This window comes from Brevundimonas sp. UBA2503, from assembly GCF_002341485.1.
Taxonomy (GTDB): Bacteria; Pseudomonadota; Alphaproteobacteria; order Caulobacterales; family Caulobacteraceae; genus Brevundimonas; species Brevundimonas halotolerans.
Window position 1 is genome coordinate 53,068 of the sequence record NZ_DDOD01000009.1, and the last position, 13,640, is coordinate 66,707.

The 13,640-nt window shown below is 66.3% G+C and carries 15 protein-coding genes; 3 read left to right on the top strand and 12 right to left on the bottom strand.

The features are described from left to right. Positions 1-2: 2 nt before the first annotated feature. Complete coding sequence (gene modB, locus B4K74_RS03730) at positions 3-698, top strand: molybdate ABC transporter permease subunit (RefSeq protein WP_286691809.1); 696 nt, start codon at positions 3-5, stop codon at positions 696-698. Then, a complete protein-coding gene (gene modC, locus B4K74_RS03735) occupies positions 698-1,762 on the top strand; it encodes a molybdenum ABC transporter ATP-binding protein (protein ID WP_286691810.1) in 1,065 nt (354 codons plus the stop codon). The genes modB and modC overlap by 1 nt, the downstream gene beginning before the upstream one ends. Before the next feature lie 6 nt (positions 1,763-1,768). Here the strand turns inward: modC and B4K74_RS03740 are convergent, their stop codons facing one another. From B4K74_RS03740 to B4K74_RS03765, 6 genes are all read right to left on the bottom strand, one after another. Beyond that, positions 1,769-2,953: an NnrS family protein gene (locus B4K74_RS03740; RefSeq protein ID WP_286691811.1), complete on the bottom strand. Its 1,185-nt coding sequence runs from the start codon at positions 2,951-2,953 to the stop codon at positions 1,769-1,771. 88 nt (positions 2,954-3,041) lie between these two features. Further along, positions 3,042-3,344 carry a chorismate mutase gene (locus tag B4K74_RS03745; protein WP_123286439.1) on the bottom strand — a complete coding sequence of 101 codons (303 nt, stop codon included), beginning with the start codon at positions 3,342-3,344 and terminating at the stop codon, positions 3,042-3,044. Then, positions 3,341-4,255, bottom strand: coding sequence for a ubiquinone anaerobic biosynthesis protein UbiV (gene ubiV / locus B4K74_RS03750; protein ID WP_286691812.1), 915 nt, complete (start codon positions 4,253-4,255; stop codon positions 3,341-3,343). Before ubiV ends, B4K74_RS03745 begins: the two co-directional genes overlap by 4 nt. After that, positions 4,252-5,208 (bottom strand): ubiquinone anaerobic biosynthesis protein UbiU, encoded by a 957-nt coding sequence (gene ubiU, locus B4K74_RS03755; RefSeq protein ID WP_286691813.1) that lies wholly within the window; start codon positions 5,206-5,208, stop codon positions 4,252-4,254. The genes ubiV and ubiU overlap by 4 nt, the downstream gene beginning before the upstream one ends. A gap of 53 nt (positions 5,209-5,261) precedes the next feature. After that, positions 5,262-5,852: a ubiquinone anaerobic biosynthesis accessory factor UbiT gene (gene ubiT / locus B4K74_RS03760; RefSeq protein WP_123286442.1), complete on the bottom strand. Its 591-nt coding sequence runs from the start codon at positions 5,850-5,852 to the stop codon at positions 5,262-5,264. Then, entirely contained in the window at positions 5,777-8,035 is a 2,259-nt protein-coding gene (locus B4K74_RS03765; RefSeq protein WP_286691814.1) for an adenosylcobalamin-dependent ribonucleoside-diphosphate reductase, read from the bottom strand. The genes ubiT and B4K74_RS03765 overlap by 76 nt, the downstream gene beginning before the upstream one ends. Positions 8,036-8,235: 200 nt before the next feature. Between B4K74_RS03765 and ric the strand changes: the two genes are divergently transcribed. Further along, positions 8,236-8,880, top strand: a complete 645-nt coding sequence (ric, locus tag B4K74_RS03770; RefSeq protein ID WP_286691815.1) for an iron-sulfur cluster repair di-iron protein — start codon at positions 8,236-8,238, stop codon at positions 8,878-8,880. Positions 8,881-8,886: 6 nt separating this feature from the next. Here the strand turns inward: ric and B4K74_RS03775 are convergent, their stop codons facing one another. Genes B4K74_RS03775 through B4K74_RS03800 form a run of 6 tightly spaced genes read right to left on the bottom strand, consistent with a single transcriptional unit; the run spans position 8,887 to position 13,595 of the window. Beyond that, the gene (locus B4K74_RS03775) at positions 8,887-10,074 is read right to left on the bottom strand and encodes a molybdopterin molybdotransferase MoeA (RefSeq protein WP_286691816.1); all 1,188 of its coding nucleotides are present in this window, start codon (positions 10,072-10,074) and stop codon (positions 8,887-8,889) included. Beyond that, positions 10,071-10,547 carry a cyclic pyranopterin monophosphate synthase MoaC gene (gene moaC, locus B4K74_RS03780; protein ID WP_286691817.1) on the bottom strand — a complete coding sequence of 159 codons (477 nt, stop codon included), beginning with the start codon at positions 10,545-10,547 and terminating at the stop codon, positions 10,071-10,073. Before moaC ends, B4K74_RS03775 begins: the two co-directional genes overlap by 4 nt. Beyond that, positions 10,544-11,083 (bottom strand): molybdenum cofactor biosynthesis protein B, encoded by a 540-nt coding sequence (gene moaB / locus B4K74_RS03785; protein ID WP_286691818.1) that lies wholly within the window; start codon positions 11,081-11,083, stop codon positions 10,544-10,546. Before moaB ends, moaC begins: the two co-directional genes overlap by 4 nt. Then, positions 11,083-11,553 carry a molybdenum cofactor biosynthesis protein MoaE gene (locus B4K74_RS03790; RefSeq protein WP_286691819.1) on the bottom strand — a complete coding sequence of 157 codons (471 nt, stop codon included), beginning with the start codon at positions 11,551-11,553 and terminating at the stop codon, positions 11,083-11,085. The genes moaB and B4K74_RS03790 overlap by 1 nt, the downstream gene beginning before the upstream one ends. Before the next feature lies 1 nt (position 11,554). Further along, positions 11,555-11,803, bottom strand: coding sequence for a MoaD/ThiS family protein (locus B4K74_RS03795; protein ID WP_164461817.1), 249 nt, complete (start codon positions 11,801-11,803; stop codon positions 11,555-11,557). 13 nt (positions 11,804-11,816) lie between these two features. Then, positions 11,817-13,595 (bottom strand): pyridoxal phosphate-dependent decarboxylase family protein, encoded by a 1,779-nt coding sequence (locus tag B4K74_RS03800; protein ID WP_286691820.1) that lies wholly within the window; start codon positions 13,593-13,595, stop codon positions 11,817-11,819. Positions 13,596-13,640 lie beyond the last annotated feature (45 nt).

Genomic DNA, 13,640 nt, shown 5'->3' on the forward strand with positions numbered 1-13,640 from the left:
CGATGTTCTCGCTCAGCCCCGAGGAACAGCAGATTATCGGACTGTCGCTGAAGGTCGCCGCCACAGCGACGGTGTTCAGCCTGCCGCCGGGCGTCGCCCTGGCCTATCTGCTGTCGCGGGCTGACTTTCCCGGCAAGGCCCTGCTGTCGGGCCTCACCCATCTGCCCCTGATCCTGCCGCCGGTCGTCACCGGCTACGCCCTGTTGCTACTGTTCGGCCGCAACGGGCCGCTGGGGCGTCTGCTGGACCCAATGGGGATCGTATTCGCCTTCGACTGGACGGGCGCGGCCCTGGCCGCGGCGGTCATGGGCTTTCCCTTGATGGTGCGGGCGATCCGGCTGTCGTTCGATCTGGTTGATCCCCGGATTGAACGCGCGGCGGAGACCCTGGGAGCCAGACCCTTGATCCGCTTCATGACCATTACCCTGCCGCTCGCGCTACCCGGCGTAGCGGCCGGGGCGGTGCTGGGCTTCGCCAAGGCGCTCGGCGAGTTCGGGGCCACCATCACCTTCGTGGCCAACATACCCGGAGAGACGCGCACCCTCCCGCTCGCCATCTACAGCCTGATCCAGGTTCCCGGCGGCGAGGCCGCCGCGCTGAGATTGGTCCTCATCTCGGTCGGGGTTTCGATCGGCGCCCTGTTGATCTCGGAGTGGGGCGCGCGGGCCGCGACGCGGCGCCTGGCAGGAATGGGCTGATGCTCGACGTTTCCGCCCATATCGTCCGTGGCGACTTCGCGCTCGAGGTCAGCTTCTCGAGCGATGCCCGCATCACCTGTCTTTTTGGCCGCTCCGGCGCGGGCAAGACGACAGTGGCCGAGGTCGTCGCCGGCCTTGTCCGCCCCTCGTGCGGCCGGGTGATGCTGAACGGGGAGGCCCTGTTTGACAGCGACACCGGTCAGTCGGTCCCGGTCTGGAAACGACGCATCGGCTATGTGTTCCAGGACGCGCGGCTATTTCCGCACATGACGGTTCGGGACAATCTGCTTTACGGCCCCCGTCGATCAGGCGATCCGGATCCTGCTCTTGATGAGGCGGTGGCCTTGTTGGGTCTCGAAGGTCTGCTCGAGCGCGGCCCGAGTTCGTTGTCCGGCGGCGAGGCCCGGCGGGTCGCGATCGGACGGGCCCTGCTCAGCCGTCCCCGTCTGCTGATCCTCGACGAGCCGCTGGCCGGATTGGACGGCGCCCGGCGCGGCGACATTCTGCCCTATCTGGATCGACTGGCTCGAGAGGGGCCTCCCATCCTCTATGTCAGCCATGCCGTAGAAGAGGTCGCCCGCCTGGCCGATCGCGTGGTTCTGGTCAGTGACGGCCGAGCTGTTGGTGCCGAGCCTCCCGATGCCGCGTTCGATCGTCCGGAGGCCGAGGCCGCCGCCGGGCTCAACGCGCCCTTGTCCGTTCTCGACGGGCGGGTCATAGCGCACGATCCCGAAAGAGACGCCACCCGCGTCGACCTGGCGGGGACCGCGTTTCTCGCCCCGCTCCTCCATGTGGTCCCCGGCGATCGCTTGCGAGTCGTTGTCGACGCACGGGATGTCGCTCTTGCCCTGACCGATCCTGTCGACGCCAGTTTCCAGAACCGGCTCCCGATGGAGGTCGCCGCGCTGGAGGTCCGGAGCGATGGAGTCCTCGTTCGACTTGAGGCAGGCGGGCTGAGGATGAAGGCTCTGGTTACCCGGCAAGCGAGCGAGCAGCTGGGACTGGCCCCGGGAAGGCGCGTGATCGCACTGGTGAAGGCGACCGCCGCCGCCCGCTACGCCTGATCACCATCATCCGCGATCCGGCCGGGGTAACAGCAACATGGGAGCATAGCCGATCGCGAATGTCAGAAAGGCCGCTGACCAGAGTGCTGCCGAGGCGATTAGCAAGGGCTGATAGATGTCCGGGATCAAGCCTCCCACGACTCGGGTTAGCGCCGCAGCATTGACCAGTACATAGATCAGAACCTCGACCTTGCCGGCGTTCAACGGCCGACCCGTATGGCCGCGACTGGCGCGAGTCATGATGGCGAGCGTCATGACGCCGATTGCGCCCGCTGTCAGGGCGTGAACACCGACAGTGGGGGGGACCAGTCCGGGCGCGGCCGCTGACAGCCCCGTGAGAAAGAGGCCCGCAGCCAGCCACAGGTAGCCAAGGTGCAGAATCCACACGAGGGGTTCCGCTGCCGTGGCATCACCGCGCCACCGGATCAGCCGGAGCAGGTTCAATCCTCCCGCCGACAGCATGAGGGCACCCGCCAACGGGTGGGCCGGCGCGATGCCCCATGCGATGAGGCCCACAGCTGTGACCGCCAGGGTCACGGCGTCGAACCGGCCGACGACAGCCGGCAATGGTCCGCCGCGCCTGATCTGCCAGTTGCGGGTGAAGCTCGGGGTAACCCGACCCCCGATGACCGCGATCAGCATGGCCACGACTGCAAGACCCAGGCGGGTGGACAGGTTTGCGACGCCGCCGGCGCCTGACTCGATGTGAAATCCGGCATTGGCGAGGGCAAATATGGTGACCATGAGGGCAACCGGTACATTGCGCCAGTTGCGCCCAGTCAGCACCTCCCGCCAGACCACGAAGGCCATGGCGAACAGGAACAGACCGTCAACCATCAAGGGCCAGATTGCCGCCGCCAGATTGGCGTCGAGGGCCATGGCCAGCATGGCACCCCGGCCTGCCAGCCACAGGCCGAACAGCAGGGCCAGCGGCGTCCCCACGACCGGCAGGCGACCCGTCCAGTTGGGCACGGCGGTGAGCAGGAAGCCGACGACGATCCCGCCCGTATAGCCGAACAGCATCTCGTGGACATGCCAGCTCAGCCCGACAGGTCCGCCGCTGAGAAAAGCGTAAAGCCAGAGCGGTGCGGCGATAGCCGACCACAAGGCCGAAAACAGATAGAAGGGGCGCAGACCAATGCTGAAGATGGCGGGCCCGCGATGGGCGCGGATGGCAGCGGCGGTGTTCATAGGGACTCCGGGACGACGATGCGACCTGTGAATAGAGGACCCGGGCGTAGACCTGATTGACGGACCGGATGCTGCGACCTGCACTTCGTCAAGTCGATGGATCAGTCTTTTCAGCACAGGCAATGAGCGTCTTCTGAGACTCGGCCGAACGCTCGAGAAGCTCGCGCCAGACCGGAATTGCGATCGCTTCGTCCAGCCCGCAACGCCGTGCTGCCGACTGGACGCGGGTAAGGATGGCGGCGATCCGGACAGGATCCCGGGCACTGTCCGGCCCCGTCTTGAGTGTGGCGATGACCGCGACCTGGCGCTGGCGGGCTGCGACCAACCGCACCAGGGCGGAATCGATCCGGTCTATTCTGGCCCGCCGGGCCTCCAGTTCGGTCGTGTTCATGCCGCGACACCCCCACGCCCCCAGCGAGCGCCGGCCATGCCGTGTAGATAGCCGCTGACCAGGGGTCCGGGCGGGCCAAGAGGCTCGATTTTCAACGCAAGTTCCTCTGCCATGATCCGCCCGGTAGAGAATTCGAGGAACAGGTTGGAGACTGCGATCATGTCCAGACTGTGCGGCGATAGTCGCAGGACCGAGACGCCGGCTTGCTTGAGCGCTTCAAGCTCAACATCAACCAGCTGACATCCGTGCGACAGGGTTTGCAGTCCGTTGATGGCCAGAAAATCCTGACTCTCGATGGTCGCGACATCCATTCCGTCAGGATGGCGATCGCAGACATAGCGGCAGGCGTCCCGGTGCAGGCCCTCCATCCGAGCCTGGGCGCAGCGGCTCGACAGGGCCAGCGGCAGGCGACCGAAGGCGAAGAGCTCGAGTTCGAGCCCGGGACAGGCTTGCGCGATTCCGGCGATCGAGGTCAGGGGGAGTTCGATGTTGGCGCACAGACGCACACAGCCCATCCGCACCAGCTCCGCCGCCGCAGGGGCGCTGTAGACGTTCAGCAGCGGGCCGGCGACAAACGGGGCTGGTGCCCGGCTCCAGACCGCTGACATGTCCCCGGCCTCGATCAGATGGTCGGGGTCTGCGGAGAGCTCAGCCGCCAGCCGGCGCTCCCTCGGCGAGGAGGGGATAGCAAGGGTCGACCAGATCACGGTCTTGCCCGCCGCCTCCAGCCGATCTGCTGCGCGCGCCAGGACGTCCTGCAGCAGGGGCTGACGCTTTCCACACACCACCTCGCCGAGATAGACCGTCCCCACCGGTGCCTCGTCGGCGATCCGGGCATAGAAGGCTTCGACCTGTTCCGCCGGCCAGTTGAACAGCAGGGGTCCGATCGCCAGTTCCATCGAACCGCTCATCGCCAGCGTTTCCGATAGGCACCGGTGGTCTCCCGTGCGCCTTCAGCGAGGTCACCCAGCCGGGACTCATAGGGGGCCGGGGATTCCCCGCGCCCGATGGCGTCGATCGCCGCCCGAAAGGCGGCGGCGACGCGGGACACATAGGCGCGGCCTCTCTGTCGTCCCTCAATCTTGACGGCTGTGACGCCGGCCCCCGCAAGGCCCGCCAGCAGGCTCATGGCGTTCAGACTGACCGGATCCTCAAACAGATAGCCCGGCTCATCGGAGCCGCCGCCCCGGAATCGGCCCTTGCAGAGGGTCGGATAGCCGCCGACCTGGCCCGCTGGCAGCCGGTCAATGGCGAAGCCGGACAATCGCGTCGTGCGCTCGCCGTGGTCGTCGCTGAAACTCACCGCCTCGGGCGGCGAACACACCCCTGACAGGTTCGGCGATCTTCCCGAGGCATAAGAGGACAGGGCGCAGCGCCCCTCGGCCATCACGCATAGTCCGCCGTAGACGAAGGCTTCGGTCTCGACGGAAATTTCCGGTGTCAAACTCCTGATTTCCTCGACGCTGAGGACACGGGGCAGAACCACCCGTTTCACCCCGTATTCATGAGCGTAAAAGGCGATCGCTTCCGGCGTCCCCGCCGCAGCCTGCACCGACAGATGAAGCCGCGTGTCCGGATGGTTGGCGCGCAAATGAGACAGTACGGCGAGGTCCGCGGCGATCACCGCGTCCACACCGGCCGCAACAGCGGCGTCAGCTGAGGCCCGCCACACATCGGTGGCGTCGGCACGGGCAAAGGTATTCAGCGCCAGCAGGACCCGCGCGCCGCGCTCGTGTGCCCAGTCGGTCGCGACGCGTAGTTCCTCGGGGGAGAAGTTCAGACCCGGGAAATTTCGTGCATTGGTCTCGTCGCGGAAGCCGCAGTAGACGCTGTCCGCGCCAGCCTCGATCGCCGCTCTCAGCATGGCTGGCGAGCCAGCTGGGCACACTAATTCCAGCCCTGAAGCCGCACGTCTGTTCACGGGTAGGCCTCGACTGGGCGCCAGTGTCCGGCGATCGACAAGGCGGTCTGCAGCAGCGGATCCAGCTGGCGTGGCAAGCCCAGGATATCGGCCATCGTCAACTCCGATGCTTCGAGCGCATTGTGCAAAGCCAGGATGGCGACGGTATCGCCGTTGACGTCGATGCGGCGCTGGAAAAAGGCGCCGTCGGCATCTCGCCGACCGTCAAACAGGGACAACAGCGTCAGCAGCGGACCCCTTATGCAAGCCGACGTCTCGCCGGGATCTGCATTGGAGCGGACCACCCGGATGGACCCGGCGGTGCCGTCCGGCCGCATCTCAAAGGCGAAGGGCAAGCCGTCAGGCATAATGCGTATGGTAGCCCGACGGACTTCACCCAACCGATCGAACGCGTCAGGCTGACGACGCGCCACCCCCCGAAGGGAAGCCGTCAGCAGGACCTCCACAGGCCGCCGCGAGCGATACAGGAGTTCAGTCCACCCATGACTCGACGAAGAGCGACGCAGAGGTGCTATCCGCATCGGGAATAGCCGCAGTCGAGGCAGCTGTCGCAGCCTTCCTTGCGAACAAGACCCGGCGTGCCGCATCGCGGACAGGCCGTGGGAGCAGGCGCTGCAGCGGTCGCTGGGCCGGGGTCCTGTACAGGCGCGGCTTCAGGCGCAGAGGCGCCGTCACCGGCCGAGAGGTTCATGTGACGCTCGATCACCGCTCCAATGGCGGCCGGAAGGGACGGCGTATAGCGCCCCTCCATCCAGGCCCCGCCGCCCGGGTCGAAGACCGCCTTGAGTTCTTCTGCCACAAAGGAGACGTCGCCACCCCGCCGGAAAACAGCCGACACCATCCGGGTAAGGGCGACGGTCCAGGCATAGTGAGCCATGTTCTTGGAGTTGACGAAAATCTCCATCGGACGCCGCTCGCCTCCGGGCTCGTCGTTGGAGTCATTGATCGTCACATAGACGGCGTGCGCGTCCAGCGGCCAGCGCACCTTGTAGGTCGCACCCTCCAGCCGCGCAGGCCTCGGCGTCAACACAGGCCCGACCGGAACGGTCTCGTCTGACGGCGACGGCTCGACGCTCAGGACCGAGCCAGTGATGGCATTGGGCCGATAGGTCGTCAGACCCTTGCAGCCCAGACGATAGCCCTGCCGATAGACATCGGAGAAGGCGTCGAAGGTAATATCTTCGGGGCAGTTGATGGTCTTGGAGATGGAGCTGTCGATCTGGGCCTGGGCCGCCGCCTGCATCCGCAGATGATGCTCCGGGGTCAGGGTCTGAGCGGTGACAAAGGCGTCGCCCGGCGCGCTTTCCAGCGGAGCGCCCGCTCCCATGATCCGCTTCCAGAGCGTGAAGGCGTAGTCCTCCACGGCTTCCTCGCGCTTGCTGCCATCCGGCTGCAACACCTTGCGGGTGTAAGTGAAGGCGAACACGGGCTCGATTCCGGACGACACATTCCCCGCCAGGAGAGACGTCGTTCCCGTGGGAGCGATCGAGGTCAGGCAACCGTTGCGCAGGCCGTGCCGGGCAATCAGGTCGCGTGTCTCGGGATCCAGTCCCGCGAGGTTTGGCCGATCCAGCATAGCCGGATCATAGAGGGGGAAGGCGCCCTTCTCGGCTGCCAGCTCGGCCGAGGCGCGATAGGCCTCCCGCCGGATCAACCCCAGCCACTGTTCCGTCAGGGCCACGGCCCGGTCCTCGCCATAGCGGGCGCCGCAGAAGATCAGGGCGTCGGCGAGCCCCGTCACGCCAAGGCCGAGGCGGCGCTTGGCCCGGGCCTCTTCTTCCTGCGCCGGCAGGGGGAAGCGGGAGACGTCAATGACATTGTCCAGCATCCGCACCGCCGTGCGGGTGAGAGCCGCCAGCTCGACTTCATCCATGGCGGCGCCGGGATCGAACGGAGAAGAGACCAGACGGGCCAGATTGATGGACCCCAGCAGGCAGGCGCCGTAGGGGGGCAGCATCTGCTCGCCACAAGGATTGGAGGCCGAGATCACCTCGCAATGGGCAAGGTTGTTCGCCGCGTTGACGCGGTCGATGAAGATCACCCCCGGCTCGGCGGCGTCATAGGTGGCCTGCATCAGGCGGTTCCACAAATCTGCCGCCCGAACGGTGCGCCGCACCTCGCCACCGAACACCAGAGGCCAGTCCGCGTCGGCGTCCAGGGCGGTCATGAAGGCGTCGGTGACCAGCACAGAGAGGTTGAAGTTCCGGAACCGGACCGCATCCCGCTTGGCGTCGATGAAGGCCTCGATGTCCGGATGGTCAATCCGCAGGCAGCCCATCATCGCCCCGCGCCTTTGGCCGGCAGACATGATGGTGCGGCACATGGAATCCCAGACGTCCATGAAGCTGAGCGGGCCAGAGGCTTCCGCCCCCACGCCCTTTACCGGCGCACCGGACGGCCGCACCGTGGAGAAGTCCATGCCGACGCCGCCACCCTGCTGCATGGTCACCGCAGCCTCGCGCAGGTGCAGGAAGATGCCGTCGAGGTCATCGGGCACTGTGCCCATGACGAAGCAGTTGAACAGGGTGACGGCGCGGCCAGTGCCCGCCCCCGCGAGAATCCGTCCGGCGGGCAGGAAGCGGTAGTCTTCAAGCGCGTCCCGAAAACGGGCGCGCCAGCGACCGCGCAACTTTGCAGGTTCGGCTTCAGCGAGCGCGGTCGCGACCCGGTCCCACGTGGCCTCAACGGTCGCATCTCCGGCCCCGTCGTTCGGCCGGAAACGATATTTCTTGCTCCAGATCTCACCCGCCAGCGGACTATCGAACGCCATCTCTGCACCCCTTCAAAATTGGAGTTCAGATTCGCCGATTCCCTGCGGCACTTGGAAGGGCCGCAGGGGTGTCGCGCACCCGGACCGGCATCAATGCGAGGCTTGACTGACGTCAAGCATCGGGCCGCTGCGACGCCTTACGAAGACCCGATCATCACGCTCGCGCATGGGAGCGCGAAAGGAAGAGGACACTCTGGAACATGTCGCTTGAACATCTTTCCGTCGGCGAGATCGCTGTCATCCTGCCGGGAGCCACGACGGTCTTTCGGCGCTACAAGATCGACTTTTGTTGCAGAGGCGACGTCTTGCTCGCCAAGGAAGCGGAGAGCCGAGGCCTCGATCTGTCGGCGCTTGAGGCGGAGCTCCACGCTCTGGAAGCGCCGGGGGTCCACGCGCCCGCCGAGACGGCCGACCTGATCGCCCACATTGTTGAGCGCTATCACAAGGTGCACCGGCGCGAATTCCCCGAGATCATCGCTTTGGCCCGCCGCGTCGAGTCGGTTCACCGCGACAGGGCCGACTGCCCGCACGGGTTGGCCAACCTGCTTTCCGATATGTTCGATGATCTCGAAGACCATCAGCACAAGGAGGAGGCTGTCCTGTTTCCAGCCATGCTCAATGGCATTGGTCCGGCCCTGTGTGGCCCGATCTCCCGGATGATGCAGGACCACGATGACCTGGGGGCTTTGCTGGCTTTCATGGCGGAGCTGACCGACGACTTCGTCGTGCCGGACGGGGCGTGCGCTACCTGGCGTGCTCTGTATGCCGGGTGCAGCAAGCTGGATATGGACCTGCGCGAGCACGTCCACCTGGAGAACAATATCCTTTTCCAGCGCTTCCTCTGAGCGGGTTCAGAAGTCCAGAACGAGGGCGGTGTCCCCGGCGTCGAGAGCTGTAGCGCCGGGGCGCCGCCGGATCAGAACATCCGCAGTCGCCAAGGCCATCTGTGTCGCAGAGTCCTGGACAGACAATGGCGCGACACCGCCTCCGACCAGACGGCCGCGCTCAAAGGTCTCCCGATCTCCGCAGGGTTTCAGCGGCGCAGTCAGGGTCATGTCCCGCCAGCTCAGCAGCGCGCTCGGATCTCTCCCCGCCAGACCGGCGACCAGTGGCGCCATGAACAGACGGGCCGTCACCAGCGCTGAGGTGGGATTGCCAGGCAGACCCAGGACCAGCTTCCCGCCTGCCCGCCCGAACCAGACCGGCTTGCCCGGTTTGATGGCCACCTTGGAGAAGATCATTTCCAGTCCGAGCGGGGTGAACATCGAGCGGGCGTAGTCCTTCTCGCCGACGGACGCACCGCCCGTGACCACCACCAGATCGGCTTCGTCGAGCGCGCGGCGGGCAGCAGCCTCAAGGAGTTCAGGCGTATCGGTCAGGCGGCGGCGATCAACCACCTCACCCCCGCATTGCCGCGCAAGGGCGGCGACGCCGAACGAGACGCTCTCCGGAATGCTGCCGGGCGTCTCCAGAGCCTGCCCCGGTTCGGCCAGTTCATCCCCGGTGCCAAGGATGATTATGCGCGGGCGGCCTACCACCGGCAGCGTGGCGACGTCAGCGGCTGCAGCGGCGACCATGGCACGAAAACCGAGGGCCGTCCCCGCGCGGAGCAAGGTATCACCGGCCCTGAAGTCCGACCCCGATGCGCGGATGTGCTTGCCCGGTCCGGGCGTCACCTCGAACACGGCCATGTCTCCGTCGCGGCCGACAATCTCCTGGACCACGATCCTGTCGGCCCCATGGGGTACGGGTCCGCCGGTAAAGACCCGGGCGCAGGTTCCGCCAGGCAGGACCGGCACGTCGGCTCGCCCGGCGAAGGCAACGGTGGTGATTGGCAGTCGGGCCGGCAGGGTCCCAAGGTCGGCGTCGCGCACGGCGTAGCCGTCCATCGCTGAAACCGCTGCGCGCGGGGCGTCGCCGCGGGCCCGCAGATCGACGGCCAGTACCCGGTCGGCGGCGGCGTCCAGCGCCACCGTCTCGCAGGGGAGCGGGCGGGCCTCGGTCAGGACCAGAGCGACGGCGGAGTCGAAATCGATCACGACGCGGTCCAATCGCCCGATCGTCCGCCCGACTTGGACAACAGCCGGACCTGGCTGATGACCATACCCCGGTCAGCCGCCTTGAGCATGTCATAGAGGGTGAGGCAGGCGACGGAGACGGCGGTCAGGGCCTCCATCTCGACACCGGTCGACCCCGAGACACGCGCCTCCGCAGTAACGATGAAGCCGGGCAGGGCATCGTCGAGATCGATCTTCACCGAGACCTTGTCGAGGCCGAGCGGGTGGCACAACGGAATCAGATCCGCTGTGCGCTTGGCCCCCATGATCCCGGCCAGTTCGGCGGTCGTGACCACTGCACCCTTGGGTGCGTGGTCATCCTGGACCAGCGCAAGTGTGGCAGGCGCACAGATAACCCGGCCTTCAGCCACAGCCCGCCGTGCCGTCGGCGTCTTGTCGCCCACGTCGACCATGTGCACGCGCCCGCCGCTGTCCATATGGGTCAGGGCGCTCACGGGCAGATGCCCCGGAAACGCGGGATCTGGCCCACCAGGGAACAGGGCCGGAAGCGGCTGTCTAGCTCTTCCGCCAGCACCAGGTCCCAGGCGTCGCGGCACGCCCCGGTCGAACCGGGCACGCAGAAGATGAAGGTGTCCTCGGCCTGTCCCGCGAGCGCCCGTGATTGAAGGGTCGCCACGCCGACCGTGCCCAGGCTGGCGAGGTGGAAGACCACGGAAAAACCCTCAAGGTCACGTCGGAACAGCGGCTTCACGGCCTCAGGCGTCACGTCACGCGGTGAGAAGCCGGTACCGCCCGTGGTCAGGACGACGTCGACATCCGGGTCTTGGATCCAGATCTTGAGCTGGCTGCGGATGGCATCCACCTCATCGTGAACGATGGCCTTGCCCTTCAGCACGTGGCCCGCCGTGGTCAGGCGCTCGACCAGGGTGCCGCCCGAGGTGTCAGTCGTTTCATCGCGGGTGTCCGAGATGGTCAGCACCGCGATGTTGAGCGGGTGAAACGGCAGCGTCTCATCAATTCTTCCGGCCATCAGGGGGTCTCGTCCTTCCAGCGCGCCAGGGCGGCGCGATCTTCGTCAACGGGTTCGATCCAGCGTGTGCCGGAAGGGCCGGTCTCGCGTTTCCAGAATGCGGCCTCGGTCTTGAGCCTGTCCATCAGATAGTCCGCCGCCGCGAAGGCTTCGCGACGGTGGGCAGCGGCGGCCGCGACGAACACGATAGTCTCGCCGGGGACGATCTCGCCGCATCGATGGACCACGACCAGATCCGTAACCGGAAAGCGCGCTGCGGCGGCTTCGGCGATATCCTGCATCGACCGCTCGGTCATGCCCGGATACCAGTCGAGCGTAAGGGTTTCGACGATCGAGCCGTCCTTGCCAGTGCCCCGGGCAAGGCCGGTGAACGTGACCACGGCACCGTCGCCCGTGCGGCCGGCGAGAAAGGCCTCAAGCTCCGCAGGGGCGGACAGGGGCGTGCTGATGAGCCTGACGTCGAGGGCCAACTCAGCCCCCCGAAAACAGGGAAAAGAACGCGATCTCCTGACCCGGGCGGGCGAGGGAGTCCTCACTGACCACAACCATGTCGACCGAGGCGCGGACGTCGGGGCGCAGCAGGGCGTCTGCCGCGACCTCGTCGCGCTCGGCCAGCAGGTTGCGGATCTCACGAACCGTAAGGCCCTCGCTCGGCAGGTCGAAGCTCCCTTCAGGGCCCAGACGTTCGCCGACCCGGCCGAAGAACAGGATAGGGGTCATGGTCGTCTCCATTTCAGGCTGCCTTTGCTTCGTCGGGGCCAGCCAGGGCTCGGCGCAACTCCTCAATGAAGCGAGGCAGCAGGTCGTGCCGCACCGAGGAGTCAGACCAATAGGGGTTCATGAAGACGCAGCGGATCACCAGCATCCCGGCATCACCCTCGGATCGGTCATTATAGCCGCCATGGCCGCTGAGCAGATTGGCGATGAGTGCGGCGTTGTCGGCACCAAGTGTCGTCTTGGACACGGCGAAATGCGGAGATCTCTGGAAATGATCAAAGACAGCCTGGGTACGGACGTTGGAATGGCTCAGCGCCTCGCCGGCTCGAGCCAGCGAGAAGCAGGCGATATTGCTGTCGGCGGGCAGGAAACACGCTTCCGGGACAGCTTCCCGTACGGCGGCTTCGAAAGCCTGGCGGGTCTCAACCGTAGTGACCATCAGAGCCCCGAGGCCGTCCGCGCCTAAGCCGAGGGTTTCCGCCGTCAGCCAGGTCGCCGCGGCGCCTGCCGCCGACCGCGACCCTTCCAGAGTGGACGACCACTTTCCGTCGCCCAGTTCCGGCCGGTCCAGATAGGGAGCGTCAAAGGCGGAGACGGCGTAATGTTCGGCGTCCGGCGTCAGGAAGGCTCCGCAGGCATAGGGCACATAGCCCAGCTTGTGCGGGTCGATGGTGATCGAATCCGAACGTCCCATGGCCCGCAGTGCGGCGGCCGTCTCCGGGGCCAGGGTTGCTTCTGACGGGCCGTCCAGCATGGCCCGGAGAAAGCCGCCATAGGCCGCATCGACGTGGCGCCAGATGCGCCAACCCCGCTCCGCCCGCCACAGGTCCAACCGGTCATAGAGGCGATCGAGGGGATCAATGGCCCCTGTCTCGGTGGCCCCGGCCACGGCGACAGCCATAAGGATCGGTCTTCCATCAGCCTGGGCGCGCTCCACCTGACGTTCGAAATTGGCGAGGTCCAGGTGACCGCCCTTGTCCAGGGCCACGCTCCAGATCGCTTCTCCGCCGAGGCCGAACACGTTGGCGGACTTGCTCCAGGAATAGTGCCGGTTTCCGGGAACAAGCATTATCGGTCCTCGGTAATCCCGTCCTGACGCCCGACTGATCCGACGCCAGACATCGCCCGGATTGGACGCCGCCGCGCTACAGGACTTCAGGACATCGTCCGGGACGCCGTAAAGAGTCTGCAGGTGGCGGAACTGGTTCCAGCCCATATGGGCCGCCGCGAAGGGGTCCAGGGGTGCACCGTCGGTTTCGGAAATATGCAGCGCCAGTGCCAGCCAATGATCCAGTCTGTAGCGCGCGCGCCAGACGGCCTCGAAGTTGGCGACCGTCCCACCGGAGGTGAAATGCCCCTGGGCTTGCGCGGGATCATAGCCCAGCATGCCGGCCAGGGCGGCGATGGCCTCGGTCTCGATCACGCTGCCGACGCGACTGGCGTCGCGCGAACTGTTGTTGGGATTGTGCAGCATGGCCGCGAACCAGCCCAGCAGACCCGGCAGGGACAGATCAGCCTTCATGTGGGCGATGTAGCGGGGAGAAAAGGTCGGGGTCTCCGCCGTCAGGGCATCGCAGAGTGTCAGCAGCCGCCGTCCGAGCCGATCGCCCTCGTGCAAAGGAGCACCGGAAACGGGCGCCGCGTCATTGGAAGCGCTATCCTCGAAGCGACCGGAACGCCAGCGGAACCAGTGGTCGAGGGTCGCGTCGATCTCGTTGCGTAGACGGCGCTCACCTTCCGATCGCGCTCCTGGAAAATAGGAACTTACGAGCTCGCGCGACGGATCAGCGGTCATCGGAACGTGGGTTGCCTCTCTGCCCGGGCCGGGCTGGTCCGCTGG